Genomic DNA, 14133 nt, shown 5'->3' with positions numbered 1-14133 from the left:
TAAAGCGGAAAGGCGTTGTTTGCCGAGCCTACAAATAACCAACCATAAGGTGAGCAAGGATTTGGCTGCCCTGTCTGAAAACATCAAAGGCAAGTATGCGTTGCCCGATGACGGTATGCCTTCACGGGTATTCAAATGCGGTAATTACACCGGTTGGAAAAAGGAATGTGAATCAAGTGACAAGATTAAAATCAAGTGACTATGGATAGAGGAATAATTACAATCAGTGAAGCAGGTGTAACCACTATGCCGACTGTGCCTGTATGGATGACCCAATTTGAGATTGCCGACTTGTTCGGGGTATTCTCGTGCTACATTCGCAAGGCTATTCATGCTATATATAAGAATAAAGAGTTGAACGAATATGATACGATGAAGTATGTCAAGCAACCGGACGGCATCAGTTATGATGTTTATAGCCTTGAAATGATTATAGCCATTGCATTCAGGATATGCAGTAGAGAGAGTATCCAGTTCAGACGATTTGTAATAAGTGAAATCTGCGCCGCCAAGAAAGGGAACCCGATAACGTTGTTCTTCTCTTGTGGCAAGGATAGTAACCTATGGTATAGTTGAGGCTCATCCCATCAGCCACCTGTTCCCGATGCACGGATGCAAAGGTAGCATGTGGCTTTGACGGCATTGGCAAGGTCGGGCGGCAGAGCCGTTTCGGGCAGAATCTTCCTCAAACAGCTTTGAGCGTATTCCGCCCGAAAACCTTGCCACTGTCAGCCACACACTTTTGAGGCATCCGGCAACGGAAACAAGCGACTGACGGGAAATCAGAAGAAAGAGAAGAAACGGCTTACAGACGAAGCGGAATATTGATGCTTCATCTGTAAGCCGTTCCTTTTTTCTTTTTGCCGAATTGTCGTATCATTGCTGGCACAAGACATGGGGCAGACGGCAAACTGCGCTCCTTCAAGAAAATCAGGTTACCATCTGTCGGTAGGCAGTGCGATAACCATCAACCAGCATCCTTTCGATGTCTGATTCACGGTAGAGGATTTTGCCGCCCAACTGAATGTAGGCTATCCGCCCCTCGTTGCGGTAGTCTTGAAGCGTCCGGCGGCTCACCTTCAACCGTGCCGACACCTCCTTGTCGGTGAAGAAACGCTCCCCGTTCAGTGTCGGGCGATAATTGGCGGTCAGATGCTCTACGTTGTCAAGCAAACGGTCGAGACTGCCCATAAAGTGGATTATCCACTCGTTGTCTTTGTTAATCAGTTCGTTCATGTTACTTTGGATTTAGTGGAATTATTGTTATGACTCTATTCGGTTGTCAGATTGTCCTGCCTTTGAACTTCGCTTCCTTTCTCCTGTCCTCCACTATGGAGACGATACGCTGCACGTCTTCGGGACGGTAATACGTTTTGTGGTTGATTTGGCTATATGCCAAAGTCCCGTTGTCACGCAAGGTTTGCAATGTGCGTGGGCTGATGTTCAGCATCCGGCATACGTCCTGATTGTCCATCCACTCGCTCATTTTCTTTTCGCCGTGCCTATGGCAGATGGCATCCATACGACTGACGAAGCGGTCGAACTTGGCGACCATCGCCTCAAAGGTCTTCCTTTCGATTGATACGATTTCCATATTGTCTTTCTTTTAGTTGTTACTATCTCTTTTGCCGCAAAGGAATATATAATCTGTTATCCTGCAATGGATTTTTCGGAAGTGGCAGCGTGTTGCGTCAATAGGTAGCCCTTGTCCGGGATGTCGTCTTGCCTTTAGCCGTTATCATTCCTTCTTCCGCAAAGAAATACATAATCCGGCATCCGGCAATGGATTCAATCAGGTCTGGCAGCAAGTGGCACAGGGTGGTAGAGGTTGGCACAGGCACAGGTCAACGATTGCCCTTAATTCCCATATTTAATGAGGAAACCACAGCCGAGATAAGGGCTTAATTCAAATTCGCCTACGATTGAACCCTTGCCCTCTCGTGTATTCACATCCGGCAAAACGGAGAAGTCCTCACCGCTTTGTCAACCGCCATAAAGCAAAACCATACAAAATTGCCGAAGCGAACCCAAGTGCTTGACCGACTGCATTAAAGCGCCTTACTTTGCTCCCGATAATCGGTCGAGGTGCTTACCAAGACCACAATTAATAACTTAATCAATTTGTTTTTTTACAATGAAGAGAGAACCAAACATCACAGAGCAGCAGGCTCGTGAAATCGTGGAAAAGATGGGACGCAGGGAATCCTACACTCCCAAGTCGATGAATGACATCTACAGACGTATCGGTCTGGAGCCGGATGAGCCGGAACAGCCCGGCAAGACCGTCACGGAAGAAACGGAGACCGCTATGGCGGATGAACCGTCAAGTGAGGCGACCGAGGAAGCGGCAATGCCGCAGAAGCGTGTCAGCAGCAAGCAGCGCAAGCTGTCACTGGAAGAATACCGCACCACTTATCTCCAAGTCCCCAAGATTGTAAACCGCAAGCCCGTGTTCGTCAGCGAGACGGTGCGAGACGAACTGGACAGAGTTGTCCGCTTCCTTGGAGGAAAGGGCATGAGCGCATCGGGGCTGATTGAAAACCTCGTCCGTCTGCACCTCGACAGCTATCGGAACGACATCGAGCAGTGGCGCAAGCTCTGACGGAATTACAGAAAGTCGGTTGGACTGGTGAATACACTTCATCGGTTTAACCGATACCCAAGATGAGTCATTACACTCGGAAAACAATCCGACAAGCGGAGGATTTTTGTGCCCTCAAAGACACAGCAAGATATATTTTCAGTTACCCGAATAATTCTAAGTAACTGAAAATGCCTTCACTGCCGTGGGCAGAATTATCCTCCGCAGTCAGATAATTTCGGGATTCTTTAATCGGAGATTAGGCAATGGATGAACCATTAAACGAAAATAATAAGTAGCATGAAAAAGAAAAGCAAGTACGGGAGAAATCCCAAGTTGAACCCGAAGACGCACTGCGTGATGGTGCGCTTTGATGATGTAGAATGGAATAAATTCCTCATGATGTACGAGGAATCGAATGTGTACGCGAAAGCCGTCTTTCTCAAGGCACACTTCTTCGGGCAGAAGTTCAAGGTACTGAAGGTGGACAAGACGATGCTGGACTACTACACCAAGCTGTCGGACTTCCATGCCCAGTTTCGCTGCATAGGCACGAACTACAATCAAGTCGTAAAAGAGTTGCGCATCCACTTTTCGGAGAAGAAGGCGATGGTATTGCTTTACAAGCTAGAGAAGTGTACCATTGACCTTGTGAAGTTGAGCCGGGAGATTGTGGAACTTTCAAGGAAAATGCAGGCTAAGTGGGAAGATAGACAGATTATGATCAGTTCCGGCTCTACGAATAATAAATAAGTGACCGAGATACAGGAAAGGGAGATACCGTAATTGCAGGAGGTCATTGGAAAGACATGGTGCAAGGAGGACGAACTGAAAGAGTTGAAGTCGGAACTTGCCGTCCTTGACCGCAGGATTCAGTTGGAATTGGCTCCACCGACACCGGAAAACGGACAGGAACAGACAAATCAAACTGAGTCAGAAAAGGAAGGTATGAATAACGAAAACAGACTAGATAATAATGTTGATAATTATGCCAGTATTGTAACACATAATGTAACAGAGCCAACAAAAGGAACAAATAAAGGGATAAGATTTTGAAATGAAGAAAAGGTTGCCAAATCATCTGGCAACCCTTTTTACTGAATAATTAAGACTGTATAAGATGCATCTATTAAGCCATTTACAACAGAGTTGATCCGTCTTTGAAGGCTTTACCAACCACATCTCCAAGTACACGGTAAGCACACAATACGGAATCAAACGAAATGGGCTGCAATTTTCCTAAATCCACTTTGCCTTGTGTATTCAAGATAGACTCATCTACTTGCGCATTTACGACTTCTCCCACAACGTGCATTTCATCCAACACCTCCTGCATTTCTACAGCTTTACATTCAAGAGTCAGAGGATATTCGTAAATAATGGGTGCATTGACAAATTCGCTATGGGCAATGTGTACACCCGCTTTTTCAATCTTGTTTTCCTTACGTCCGGAAACAAGACCGAAATAATCGGACAATACCAGTGTATCAAGAGTTGCAATGCTCAAAGTGAACGCTTTTGTATGCTTCAAATTCTCTGTTGTCTTATGACCGAGTGCAAGGTTTAATGCGACATGATGATACCCGCATTGCCCACCCCATGCCGCATTCATGGCGTTGGGTGTACCCTGTTCATCATAGGTCGCCACAATCAATACGGGCAACGGAGCGACTACGGGAGTATTACCTAAATTCTTTTTCATAGATTACCTCCTTTCCATAAACATTCGGGCGGTTTCCGCATCGTGGTGATCGAAGAAAAGACTTTTTCCCGTATCAAGCGTAGCAATGGAGGCCATGTCTTCGGCAGTCAGTTCAAAATCGAATATGTCGATATTTTGCCGCATCCGTTCGATGTGTGTTGATTTGGGGATAATGATTACGCCTCGTTGTATCAGCCAACGTAAAGCGACTTGAGCAACACTTTTGCCATATTTTGCCCCGATTCCAGCAAGCAAAGGATTCGTAAAGAACCCGTTTCTTCCTTCGGCAAACGGCCCCCATGACATGATGTGTGTACCGAACTCTTCCATGATTTGCTGCGGTTCGGTTTGCTGGTTGAAAACATGGGTTTCCACTTGATTTACAGCCGGAACAATTTCCATATTACCGGCAATGTCGATAAAATGATCCGGGTAAAAATTGCTCACGCCGATAGCTCGAAGTTTTCCTTCTTTATATGCTTCTTCCAATGCCCGGTATGCGCCGTAACGGTCGCAGAATGGTTGGTGAAGCAACATCAGGTCGATGTAATCCGTCTGCAACTTGCGCAGGCTCTCGTCTATGGAAGTCTTCGCCTTTTCATAGCCGTAGTTGGAAATCCACACTTTCGAGACCAAAAAAATCTCTTTGCGGTCGATACCGCTTTTTTGCACGGCATTGCCTACACCCTCTTCGTTGTGATAGGCTTGCGCCGTGTCAATCATCCGATAACCGACTTTCAGGGCATCGCTTACGCAGTGTTCGCACTCGGCAGGCGAAACCTGATAGACACCGTAGCCCATCTGGGGCATTTCAACACCGTTGTTTAATATTACTTTATTCATTGAAATATCCATTTTTTAATTTCTTCTGATTTAGCAGGCAGACGAATCCCTTTTCTTATTTTCAAAGCAGGATAACCTTTCTTTAGCGTGGCATCGGCTTCCGACATAGGGCTTTCGTAAGATGTACAGAAAGGAAATATCACCTTGCCTTTCAGTTGTTCGCTGTAATTGTCAAGAAAAGTACGGATCACTGCCGGTTCTTCATGCCACCAAATAGGGAAACCGACAAACACCGTATCAACCTTTGCGAAGTCAATGTCAATCGGTTTAATAGCCGGTCGAAGCGACTGATTGAGGTGTTCCTGCGTGCAACGGGATTGCTCGTTTACCCAATCTACATCTTCCGATGAATAGGGTTGTTCGGGTAAAAGCCGAATCATTCTGGCTCCTGTCACTTCCGCAACCTGCTTGGCGGCAAGTTCGGTATTGCCGGAATGTGTGAAATATACGACGACTGTTTTCATGTTGCTATCATTTTTTGTCTGCGCCTGTACTGTATTACCGCATGACATGGCTATCGCCACGGTCATTGCAAGGACATACTTGAATATGTTCATAATTATCAGGATTATGGAATTATTCAATTAGCCCAATCTCTTTGAGCCATGATGAAATGTTCTGCTCGTTGATTCGTCCGCTCGTCAGCCCTTCGCCGGTCAGATGCTCGGCATCGGGAGTGAGTTCCACGATACGTGCCAGCGTTTCGTCTCGGTAAGTTGCCGAATAAGTGCAGAACGGCACGACGGTCTTGCCGGAGAAGTCGTAGCTTTCGGCGAAGGTGGCGATGATCATCGGAGCTGTATGCCACCAAACGGGGCTACCGATGAAGATAACATCGTACTGTTCCCAATTTTCCACATTGTCGGCAATAGCCGGACGTGCATCGTTGTCCCGTTCTGCAAGGGCGACTTCCGTACATTCAGTATAATCTGTAGGATAAGGAACTGTCGGCTCTATCCGAAAAAGGTCGGCTCCGGTCTGGCTGGCAATCTCCTGCGCCATACGTTGTGTCGTTCCTCCCCAACTGAAATAGGCAACCAGAATTTTGCTGTCGCTTTCGGGAGTATCGGGATTCTCCCCCGGATTGTTCGGATCGTCGGGGTTGTCCGGGTTATCAGGTTCTTCCTGATCGCCCGGTTCCTCCTCGTCCGGTGTTTCGGGTGTTTCAATACCCGGCATTTCAGGTTCATTTTCATCTTCGGGCGAACAAGCTCCGAACATTGCGATGGCCGCAGCCATCATCAGGAAAATCAAATACTTTTTCATACTTAACTATTATTTATGGTTTCAAGTTTTTATCCGACTGCAAAATTACGGGCGTTCCTCCACTCGGTACGAACAAAAAATACGGGTGTAATTACCATTTTTTCAGAAAATGAAATCGGACGAATCGGGGCATCCGCACGGCAACATCAAAAAACCGAAATAATAGCATTTTCAACCGCATTTCTTGTAAAGCCTCGCTGAAAGGTTCTCTCTAACTTTGCAATGTCGAAAATCAATAAGAATGTAAATCTCTGTTGGAAAGGTTATTTTCGATGATATAAAGGAGAAGACTAATATAAAATGATAAAAAGATGAAGAATAGAGAATTAGGAAAAAGCGGATTATATGTATCCGCCATCGGATTGGGGTGCATGGGCATGAGCCATGCTTATGGTGCGCCTGCCGATAAACGGGAAATGTCGGAATTGTTGGCTAAAGCCGTAGAAATCGGTTATACGTTCTTTGATACCGCCGAAACTTATGGTACGACAGAGAATCCTCACGATAACGAGGAGTTGTTGGGAAATGCCTTAAAACCGTATCGCAACCGTATCGTGATTGCGACTAAATTCGGACTTCGTTTCGATACGGAGAGCGGAAAGATTCCTTACCCGTTGATTACCGATTCACGCCCTGACACTATCCGTCGCAGCGTGGAAGGTTCGCTGAAAAGGTTGCAGACCGACCATATCGACCTTTACTACCAGCACCGCGTGGATGTGGGTGTACCGCCCGAAGAGGTTGCGGGCGTAATGGCCGATTTGATAAAGGAGGGAAAAATCCTCCACTGGGGGATTTCGGAAGCCACGGAAGAGGTGATCCGCAGGGCACATAGTGTCTGCCCGATTACCGCCGTGGAAAACCGTTACTCCATGATGGCACGGCACTACGAATCGCTTTTTCCCGTGCTCGAAGAATTGGGTATCGGGTTCGTCCCGTTCTCTCCGCTTGCCAACGGCCTGTTATCCGACCAATACACGGCTTCATCTCGTTTCGAGGCCGGAACGGATTACCGTGCTTCCATGCCGCAGTTCCGTCCCGAAAGTTTTGCGGAGAACCGGGAGTTGCTCGGACTGGTACGCCGTTTGGCCGAAGAAAAGAACGCCACCCCGGCACAAATATCCCTTGCATGGATGCTCTGCAAGAAAGCGTGGATCGTACCTATTCCGGGGACACGCAAGTTCAGCCGATTGCAGGAAAACGCCGGAGCCTCGGATATAGACCTGACAGCAGATGAGGTGAGACAGATAGACAAAGCATTGGACACGATGCGGATGTCGGCGGTATTCGGTGGAACAGCCATAAAATCCTGAAGCCATGAAGAAAGATACGACAAAAAGTTTATTCCTGTTCTGGCTTTGTGCCGTGTTGCTTTACTTTATTGCCAACCTGCAAAAAGTGGTAATGCCGGGTGCGATATTCAACGAGTTGCAGGAACATTTTTCGGCGACCGCAGGAAGTGTTACCGGCATCGGAGCGATATTCATGTACACGTATGCCATCAGCCAGTTGGTAGTCGGGTTGTTGGTGGATCGTTTCAGCGGTGCGCGTGTTATGGCTTGGGGAGGTCTGGTACTGTGTGGCGGCAGTCTCTTGTCTGCTGTCGCGCCATCTCTTTGGCTACTTTATGTCGCCCGCTTCATGGTGGGGTTCGGTGCTGCAAATATCTATTTGAGTATTACAAAGGAAACGAGCCGCATCTATCCGAACAGCTTTGCCATGATGTTGGGCTTTGTCATGGTAGGCGGTTATTTGGGCGGAGTGATGGGCAATGCTCCTTTCATTGCCGGGGTACAGATGATGGGTTGGCAGCAGGCTTTGTTGTTGGTCGGAGGCATAGCAACCTTAATCTATCTCGCCTATGCCGGATTGAAATGCACGCTTCCCATGCCGGAAGTGGTACAGACCGCCAAATTCGACTATCATCGTTTTTTTGAAGTGTTGAAAGTACGCCAGAATATCCATATTCTCGTTTGCGGCGGTTTCCCGTTCGGGCTTTATTTCGCGATACAAAGCATCTTCGGTAAAAAATTCTTGGAAGATTATTCGGGTATGAATCCCGAAAGTGCCGGATGGGTTCTTACCGTATTGATGGTCATAGGTGCTGTCAATAGTCTGCTGGCTCCTGCTTTGAGCAAGATGTTGAAGAACCGTCGCCGTCCGTTGATGCTTTTCTCCGGTGTTGGAACCGCAGCCGCATTTCTGTTAATTGTCGGTTGCCTGTTGTCGGGAGTTCATTCTCCGTGGTTGATAAACGGAGCCTTTATTCTGCTTGCCTTTGCCGGAAATATCTCGCCGGTCATTGTCGCATTGGTGCGCGAGTCGAATCACAACGATATTTGGGGTGTGATGTTAAGCGTCTATGCTTTTCTGGCCTATATCGTGACAGCCGTTATCGGTCATTCCACGGGATGGATAATGGAACTTTTCCCGCCGCAGGTGGTGGATGGAGTGCATATTTACGGCAATGATTCCTATTTAGCGGCATTTGCCGTATTGCTCGTCATCGCCTTGTTTGCCGCTTATAGCGGTTTCCGGTTAAAAGAATCGAACGGTAAGGATATTTCTAATGAAATCAAATAGCACAATGGAATACAGAGTATTAGGATTGAGCGGATTGAGAGTGTCCGCCATCGGATTGGGCTGCATGGGTATGAGCCATGCCTACGGAGAGCCTGCCGATACACATGAGATGAAAGAGTTGCTGGCGTATGCCGTGGATATGGGGTACACTTTTTTCGATACGGCTGAAGTGTACGGGACTCCCGACCGTCCGCATCATAACGAGGAGTTGCTGGGCGAAGTGTTAAGGCCGCTACGCAACCGGGTTGTCATCGCCTCGAAATTCGGTTTGAGATTCGATGCTCCCCAATCATCCGGGCCGCACGCATTGATACCGGATTCGCGTCCCGAAATGATCCGTTATTCGGTCGAGGAATCGCTCCGTCGTTTACAGACCGACCGCATCGACCTCTATTACCAGCATCGTATCGATCCGAAGATTTCCCCGGAGGAGGTGGCCGGTGTCATGGCAGACCTGATACGGGAGGGTAAAATCCTCCATTGGGGCATATCGGAAGCAACGGAGGAGTATCTGCGTCGTGCCCATAAAGTCTGTCCCGTTACAGCCATTCAGAACCGTTACTCGATGATGGCGCGGTGGCACGAGAATCTGTTTCCCGTGCTCGAAGAGTTGGGTGTCGGATTCGTGGCATTTTCCCCGTTGGCGAACGGGTTATTGACGGATTGTTACACGGCCGACACACGATTCGACACCAAGACAGATTACCGTGCATCCATGCCGCAGTTCCGTCCCGAAAGTTTTGAACAGAACCAAAGGCTGTTCAGCTTTATAGAGCGTCTGGCAGATGAATACCATGCCACACCCTCGCAAATCGCATTGGCGTGGATGATAAACAAGCATCCGTGGATTGTGCCCATTCCCGGCACGCGCCATCTTTCGCGATTGAAGGAGAATATCGGGGCTGTGGATATACACCTGACAACAGAGGAAATCCGGCGTATTGATGCGGAACTCGATACAATAGGCATGAGCGATGTGTTCGGAGGTTCCCCTATAAAAAGTAAATAGATAGAACGAAGAAATATGAAACCAAAAGTAATATGTCATATCATGAGTTCCGTCGATGGGCGGTTACTCGACAATCGCTGGACGCAGCCGTTCGGCGAAACGGATAAAACAGAGTTGTTGAAGGTTTACGCGGCTATCGGCCGTGAACTGAATACCGATGCGTGGATGTTCGGGAAAAACACGGTTTGCGCTGTATTTCCTGAAAAATCGAACAAAGGGAATACACCCTTCTCCAGAACCGCTTCTGTTTTCATGGGAGAGCGGCACTCCGAGAGAATGTTTATCGTGTCTGATCCCGACGGCGACATACTCTTTACCTCCTCCACCTTGCGTGGCGATAATATCCTCGTGGTTTTAGGCCGGAACGTCACGGAAGAATATCTCGCGTTCCTGCGCGGGATACGTATCTCTTATGCTGTCGTGGAAGACGCAACCGATTTGCACGCAGGTCTTGAAGCGGCCAATCGTGAGTTCGGTATCCGTTCGGTATCGGTGCAGGGCGGAGGAATATTGAACGGAGCTTTGCTGAAAGAGGGAGTTATTGACGAGTTAAGTTTAGTCGTTTATCCCGGAATCGACGGGCTTGCAGGTATCCCCTCTGTTTTCGAGTATATCGGGAGTAAAACCGATTGCCCGGCAAAAGGTCAAAACCTGCAACTTCTTTCGGTAGAACAACGGGAATACGGGGTTGTCTGGCTCCGATATAAATTTCACTTCAATAATAAATAGACTATGAAAAAGATGGTAGGAATAATGTTATTGCTTTGCTCGATAATGCCATTTATGGCTTGTACATCTACTGAAGACGAGCCTTATAAACCGGAGACAGAGCAACCGTCAGATGATCCGAACAATAATGAAGAAGAGGATAATGATACGACACCCGTTTACGGTCATCTGACCACGGCCAATACCGTGAGCGATGTTGTCAATCATGAGGCTTTTAACGGATTCGGACGATTCATACTCCCGGCAGAGCGGAGCTATAACGATAATATGACATTGCAGAATGTGGCGAGTATGCTCCCGTATCATAATTACATAACGGGCGAAAGAGCGGTCGAAACCATCAACACGATGATCGATTACGTGCATGACGGGAACACGCTCTTTTATGACATTTATTCGGATGCGGATAAGCAGGCGGATTCCCGGAAAAACAATACGGGAGTGTTCTTTTTTCGGGGAGAACCCGGCAAACCGTTCGCAATCGTGTGTCCCGGTGGAGGTTTCTCGTATGTGGGAGCTATCCACGAGGGATTTCCGCTTGCCATCGCGTTGAGCAAGATGGGTTACAACGCTTTTTCCATCCAATATCGCACGGGCGGGGCGCAGGTCGCTTGCGAAGACCTTGCCGGGGCCATCGACTTTATTATGCGCCATGCCGAAGAGTTGCAGGTATCGACCGACGACTATTCGCTCTGGGGCGGTTCTGCGGGGGCACGTATGGCAGCTTATCTCGGCTCTTACGGGACGCAGGGGTTCATCAGTGCGGTACATCCGCGTCCGGCAACGGTCGTGATGGGTTATACCGGGCACTCCGATTATACGCGCAACGATCCCCCGACATATGTGGTTATCGGCGATAACGACGCCATCGCGAGCGCGTCGGTCATGCGTCAGCGGGTGGAGAATCTTCAGGCCATAGGCATTGATGCCGAATTTCATCTGTTCCCGAATCTGCGACATGGGTTCGGATTGGGTATAGGAATGAGTGCAGAGGGCTGGGAAAAAGATGCGGTCGCATTCTGGGAAAAATACATTTCCCGTAAAAATGGAAAATCCAACCGTAAATAACGTAAGGGGAAATTGCCGGCCCCTTTCTACCTTTGCAATGTCCGTAAAACATATAAATAGATAATAATGAAAAAGATAATCACAACCGTATTGTGTGCGACAATGGCTGTATGCAATACATTAAATGCACAAGAGAATATGGAAAAGAAAGAGAAAATGCCGTTCACATACGTGGATATCAAAACAATTAAAAGTCACAACAGTAATCCGTGGGGATTGGTCTATAACGGTGCTATCACGGAAAACAAGGAGGGAGCGGTGAGTATCCACTCCATCACTTACGAATTGAACGGTCTGAAAATCGCCGCCAATGTCTATACCCCCGCAGGATATGACCGGGCGAAAAGCTATCCCGCCCTTGTCGTCGCCCATCCGAACGGTGGCGTCAAAGAGCAGGTCGCGGGATTATACAGTCAGCGTATGGCAGAGGCAGGTTATATCTGTCTTGCGTTTGATGCCGCTTATCAGGGAGCCAGTGAAGGGCAACCGCGCAGTACGGACAAGCCTGCCAACCGTATCGAAGACATCCATCGTGCTGCCGATATTCTGGCGCAATATCCGGGTGTCGATCCTGCCCGTGTCGGTATTCTCGGCATCTGTGGCGGTGGCGGCTATACGTTAAAAGCCGCGCAGACAGACAAGCGTTTCAAGGCGGTAGCCACGTTGAGTATGTTCAACACGGGACTGGTGCGCCGTAATGGTTTTCTCGATTCGCAGATAAACGAAGTTCAGCAGCGTCTTGCCGATGCCTGTGCCGCACGTCAGAAAGAAGCGGAAACCGGGGAACCCGAATATATCGGCGACATGAGCGGAATGACACCGGAACAGGCCGCAAAACTCCCCTTCGACCTTTACCGTGACGGATACGAGTATTACCTGCAAAGCCACGCGCACCCCAATTCTACATTCAAGTACACCAAAAGCAGTCTGGTAGATCTTATGGCATTCGACGCGAGCGAAGGAATGTATCTTATCAACCAACCGTTGTTGATGATTGCGGGAAGTATCGCGGACACGTTCTACATGACCGAACTGTGTTACAGCAAGGCCACGGGAACATCGGACAAGGAGCTGTTCTTTATTCCCGGTGCTACGCACATCAAAACTTACTTTGTGCCGGAATACGTGGAACAAGCCGTAGTTAAGTTGACGGATTTTTTCAACAAGAATCTGTAAGCTATGAGCCTAAAAGTTAGTGAAATAGTATCATTCATAGCCATAAGCCTCCTTATCGGGGCTTTGGCTTCTTGTGGAAACAGCAAGCCTGAACGTGTACCGGAAGGATACCATATCAATTTTTCGGAAACATCGCCCAATCCGAAAGAACATAAGAGAGTGCTGGTTATTTCCGGAAGCCCCCGTAAAGGAGGTAATACCGATTTATTGTGCGACGCCTTCGCACGCGGAGCGAAAGAGGCCGGAGGATATGTGGAGAAGGTGTTTCTTGCCGATTATAATATCGGCTATTTCTCGGAAGAGGACGTGCAACGGGTAGGAAAGCGGGCAAATGAGGCCGGGGATGATGTCCCGATGCTCGTGGATAAGCTGGTAAACGCGGATGTGATTGTATTGGCAAGTCCTGTTTATTACATGAACATTACCGGACAGTTGAAAACCTTTATCGACCGTACATACGGGCGTTATCGAGAAATGAAAGATAAGGAGTTTTTCTATCTGACCGCTTGTGCTGATGCTGAAGAGAGTACGGCAGATTGGGCGATAAACGGTTTTCGTGGCTTTGTGATGTGTCTCCCCAATCCCACGGAGCGGGGTATGGTCAAGGCAACGGGCATGGGGCGTAAGGGAGCTGTAAAAGGCAGCCAATACGAAACGGAGGCATATAATCTCGGAAAAAATATTTAACGAATTAAATGATTGATTTATGAAATTAAGATTCACAATTTTATTGATTGCCGTTTTGTTCCATATCGGGGCTTATGCGCAAGCGACACCGGATAAACAATCTTCCGGAAAAATATTGGTGGCTTATTTCAGTTGGGGCGGCAATACCCAGAAAGTGGCCGGACATATCGTATCACTCACTGGAGGGACTCTATTCCGTATCGAGCCAGAAAAGCCATACCCTACAGAATACACCCCGTGTACCGAAGTGGCGAAAGCGGAGAAAGAAGCCGATGCACGTCCCGCCATTAAAAACAAAGTCGAGGATTGGGATCAGTACGATGTTATCTTCATCGGTTGTCCTGTTTGGTGGCATACAGCCCCTATGATTATCAATACGTTCTCGGAAAGTTATGATTTCAAGGGGGAAAATAGTTATTCCTTTCTGTACCTATGCCTCGACTTATCGGGATGAAACACTGGCTAAAATCGCAGAACTGACACCTGCCG

18 protein-coding genes and 1 pseudogene are annotated in these 14133 nt (G+C 48.0%); 13 read left to right on the top strand and 6 right to left on the bottom strand.

Annotation, left to right across the window (positions count from 1 at the left end):
- Nucleotides 1-199 (top strand): annotated as a pseudogene (locus HMPREF9441_RS18110) (hypothetical protein); the annotation flags it as partial.
- A gap of 2 nt (nucleotides 200-201) precedes the next feature.
- The gene (locus HMPREF9441_RS16115; RefSeq protein ID WP_008622955.1) at nucleotides 202-576 is read left to right on the top strand and encodes a hypothetical protein; all 375 of its coding nucleotides are present in this window, start codon (nucleotides 202-204) and stop codon (nucleotides 574-576) included.
- Nucleotides 577-930: 354 nt separating this feature from the next.
- On the opposite strand, the gene HMPREF9441_RS16110 is transcribed toward HMPREF9441_RS16115, so the two are convergent.
- On the bottom strand, nucleotides 931-1236 hold the full coding sequence (locus HMPREF9441_RS16110; protein ID WP_008622953.1) for a helix-turn-helix domain-containing protein: 306 nt from the start codon (nucleotides 1234-1236) through the stop codon (nucleotides 931-933).
- Between the two features lie 46 nt (nucleotides 1237-1282).
- Nucleotides 1283-1594 (bottom strand): helix-turn-helix domain-containing protein, encoded by a 312-nt coding sequence (locus tag HMPREF9441_RS16105; protein WP_008622952.1) that lies wholly within the window; start codon nucleotides 1592-1594, stop codon nucleotides 1283-1285.
- 540 nt (nucleotides 1595-2134) lie between these two features.
- Between HMPREF9441_RS16105 and HMPREF9441_RS16100 the strand changes: the two genes are divergently transcribed.
- From HMPREF9441_RS16100 to HMPREF9441_RS16090, 3 genes are all read left to right on the top strand, one after another.
- Nucleotides 2135-2602 (top strand): DUF3408 domain-containing protein, encoded by a 468-nt coding sequence (locus tag HMPREF9441_RS16100; RefSeq protein WP_008622948.1) that lies wholly within the window; start codon nucleotides 2135-2137, stop codon nucleotides 2600-2602.
- 279 nt (nucleotides 2603-2881) lie between these two features.
- Complete coding sequence (gene mobA, locus HMPREF9441_RS16095; protein WP_008622947.1) at nucleotides 2882-3334, top strand: conjugal transfer protein MobA; 453 nt, start codon at nucleotides 2882-2884, stop codon at nucleotides 3332-3334.
- Between the two features lie 84 nt (nucleotides 3335-3418).
- Nucleotides 3419-3637 (top strand): hypothetical protein, encoded by a 219-nt coding sequence (locus HMPREF9441_RS16090; protein WP_253270821.1) that lies wholly within the window; start codon nucleotides 3419-3421, stop codon nucleotides 3635-3637.
- A gap of 82 nt (nucleotides 3638-3719) precedes the next feature.
- Here HMPREF9441_RS16090 and HMPREF9441_RS16085 read toward each other — a convergent pair whose 3' ends face one another.
- From HMPREF9441_RS16085 to HMPREF9441_RS16070, 4 genes are read right to left on the bottom strand one after another with little or no spacing between them, the layout of a single operon-like run.
- The gene (locus HMPREF9441_RS16085; RefSeq protein ID WP_008622942.1) at nucleotides 3720-4283 is read right to left on the bottom strand and encodes a flavin reductase family protein; all 564 of its coding nucleotides are present in this window, start codon (nucleotides 4281-4283) and stop codon (nucleotides 3720-3722) included.
- Between the two features lie 3 nt (nucleotides 4284-4286).
- Nucleotides 4287-5126 (bottom strand): aldo/keto reductase, encoded by an 840-nt coding sequence (locus tag HMPREF9441_RS16080; protein ID WP_008622941.1) that lies wholly within the window; start codon nucleotides 5124-5126, stop codon nucleotides 4287-4289.
- On the bottom strand, nucleotides 5123-5683 hold the full coding sequence (locus HMPREF9441_RS16075) for a flavodoxin (RefSeq protein WP_008622940.1): 561 nt from the start codon (nucleotides 5681-5683) through the stop codon (nucleotides 5123-5125). The genes HMPREF9441_RS16080 and HMPREF9441_RS16075 overlap by 4 nt, the downstream gene beginning before the upstream one ends.
- Nucleotides 5684-5702: 19 nt before the next feature.
- Nucleotides 5703-6392 carry a flavodoxin gene (locus HMPREF9441_RS16070; RefSeq protein ID WP_008622939.1) on the bottom strand — a complete coding sequence of 230 codons (690 nt, stop codon included), beginning with the start codon at nucleotides 6390-6392 and terminating at the stop codon, nucleotides 5703-5705.
- A 311-nt stretch (nucleotides 6393-6703) separates the two neighbouring features.
- Between HMPREF9441_RS16070 and HMPREF9441_RS16065 the strand changes: the two genes are divergently transcribed.
- The 8 genes from HMPREF9441_RS16065 (at nucleotide 6704) to HMPREF9441_RS16030 (ending at nucleotide 14098) form a co-directional block, all read left to right on the top strand.
- On the top strand, nucleotides 6704-7705 hold the full coding sequence (locus tag HMPREF9441_RS16065) for an aldo/keto reductase (RefSeq protein WP_008622937.1): 1002 nt from the start codon (nucleotides 6704-6706) through the stop codon (nucleotides 7703-7705).
- Between the two features lie 4 nt (nucleotides 7706-7709).
- Entirely contained in the window at nucleotides 7710-8975 is a 1266-nt protein-coding gene (locus HMPREF9441_RS16060) for an MFS transporter (protein ID WP_008622936.1), read from the top strand.
- Between the two features lie 4 nt (nucleotides 8976-8979).
- Nucleotides 8980-9984 carry an aldo/keto reductase gene (locus tag HMPREF9441_RS16055; protein WP_039865533.1) on the top strand — a complete coding sequence of 335 codons (1005 nt, stop codon included), beginning with the start codon at nucleotides 8980-8982 and terminating at the stop codon, nucleotides 9982-9984.
- 15 nt (nucleotides 9985-9999) lie between these two features.
- Nucleotides 10000-10713, top strand: coding sequence for a dihydrofolate reductase family protein (locus tag HMPREF9441_RS16050; protein WP_008622933.1), 714 nt, complete (start codon nucleotides 10000-10002; stop codon nucleotides 10711-10713).
- A 3-nt stretch (nucleotides 10714-10716) separates the two neighbouring features.
- On the top strand, nucleotides 10717-11781 hold the full coding sequence (locus tag HMPREF9441_RS16045; RefSeq protein WP_008622932.1) for an alpha/beta hydrolase: 1065 nt from the start codon (nucleotides 10717-10719) through the stop codon (nucleotides 11779-11781).
- 66 nt (nucleotides 11782-11847) lie between these two features.
- Nucleotides 11848-12957, top strand: coding sequence for an alpha/beta hydrolase (locus HMPREF9441_RS16040; RefSeq protein ID WP_008622931.1), 1110 nt, complete (start codon nucleotides 11848-11850; stop codon nucleotides 12955-12957).
- A gap of 3 nt (nucleotides 12958-12960) precedes the next feature.
- Nucleotides 12961-13644: a flavodoxin family protein gene (locus HMPREF9441_RS16035; protein WP_008622930.1), complete on the top strand. Its 684-nt coding sequence runs from the start codon at nucleotides 12961-12963 to the stop codon at nucleotides 13642-13644.
- Nucleotides 13645-13663: 19 nt separating this feature from the next.
- Complete coding sequence (locus HMPREF9441_RS16030; RefSeq protein WP_008622929.1) at nucleotides 13664-14098, top strand: flavodoxin; 435 nt, start codon at nucleotides 13664-13666, stop codon at nucleotides 14096-14098.
- Nucleotides 14099-14133 lie beyond the last annotated feature (35 nt).

It is taken from the genome of Paraprevotella clara YIT 11840 (assembly GCF_000233955.1).
GTDB lineage: Bacteria > Bacteroidota > Bacteroidia > Bacteroidales > Bacteroidaceae > Paraprevotella > Paraprevotella clara.
The sequence above is the reverse complement of the archived record's forward strand: the minus strand, read 5'-3'. Positions and strand labels throughout refer to the sequence as shown.

Excerpts from the sequence above, each read along its gene's own strand:
- HMPREF9441_RS16115 (WP_008622955.1), top strand. The coding sequence starts at position 202 with ATGGATAGAGGAATAATTACAATCAGTGAAGCAGGTGTAACCACTATG.
- HMPREF9441_RS16105 (WP_008622952.1), bottom strand. The coding sequence starts at position 1,594 with ATGGAAATCGTATCAATCGAAAGGAAGACCTTTGAGGCGATGGTCGCC.
- HMPREF9441_RS16075 (WP_008622940.1), bottom strand. The coding sequence starts at position 5,683 with ATGAACATATTCAAGTATGTCCTTGCAATGACCGTGGCGATAGCCATG.
- HMPREF9441_RS16035 (WP_008622930.1), top strand. The coding sequence starts at position 12,961 with ATGAGCCTAAAAGTTAGTGAAATAGTATCATTCATAGCCATAAGCCTC.
- mobA (WP_008622947.1), top strand. The coding sequence starts at position 2,882 with ATGAAAAAGAAAAGCAAGTACGGGAGAAATCCCAAGTTGAACCCGAAG.
- HMPREF9441_RS16100 (WP_008622948.1), top strand. The coding sequence starts at position 2,135 with ATGAAGAGAGAACCAAACATCACAGAGCAGCAGGCTCGTGAAATCGTG.
- HMPREF9441_RS16055 (WP_039865533.1), top strand. The coding sequence starts at position 8,980 with ATGGAATACAGAGTATTAGGATTGAGCGGATTGAGAGTGTCCGCCATC.
- HMPREF9441_RS16045 (WP_008622932.1), top strand. The coding sequence starts at position 10,717 with ATGAAAAAGATGGTAGGAATAATGTTATTGCTTTGCTCGATAATGCCA.
- HMPREF9441_RS16040 (WP_008622931.1), top strand. The coding sequence starts at position 11,848 with ATGAAAAAGATAATCACAACCGTATTGTGTGCGACAATGGCTGTATGC.
- HMPREF9441_RS16110 (WP_008622953.1), bottom strand. The coding sequence starts at position 1,236 with ATGAACGAACTGATTAACAAAGACAACGAGTGGATAATCCACTTTATG.
- HMPREF9441_RS16085 (WP_008622942.1), bottom strand. The coding sequence starts at position 4,283 with ATGAAAAAGAATTTAGGTAATACTCCCGTAGTCGCTCCGTTGCCCGTA.
- HMPREF9441_RS16065 (WP_008622937.1), top strand. The coding sequence starts at position 6,704 with ATGAAGAATAGAGAATTAGGAAAAAGCGGATTATATGTATCCGCCATC.
- HMPREF9441_RS16050 (WP_008622933.1), top strand. The coding sequence starts at position 10,000 with ATGAAACCAAAAGTAATATGTCATATCATGAGTTCCGTCGATGGGCGG.
- HMPREF9441_RS16060 (WP_008622936.1), top strand. The coding sequence starts at position 7,710 with ATGAAGAAAGATACGACAAAAAGTTTATTCCTGTTCTGGCTTTGTGCC.
- HMPREF9441_RS16070 (WP_008622939.1), bottom strand. The coding sequence starts at position 6,392 with ATGAAAAAGTATTTGATTTTCCTGATGATGGCTGCGGCCATCGCAATG.
- HMPREF9441_RS16030 (WP_008622929.1), top strand. The coding sequence starts at position 13,664 with ATGAAATTAAGATTCACAATTTTATTGATTGCCGTTTTGTTCCATATC.
- HMPREF9441_RS16080 (WP_008622941.1), bottom strand. The coding sequence starts at position 5,126 with ATGAATAAAGTAATATTAAACAACGGTGTTGAAATGCCCCAGATGGGC.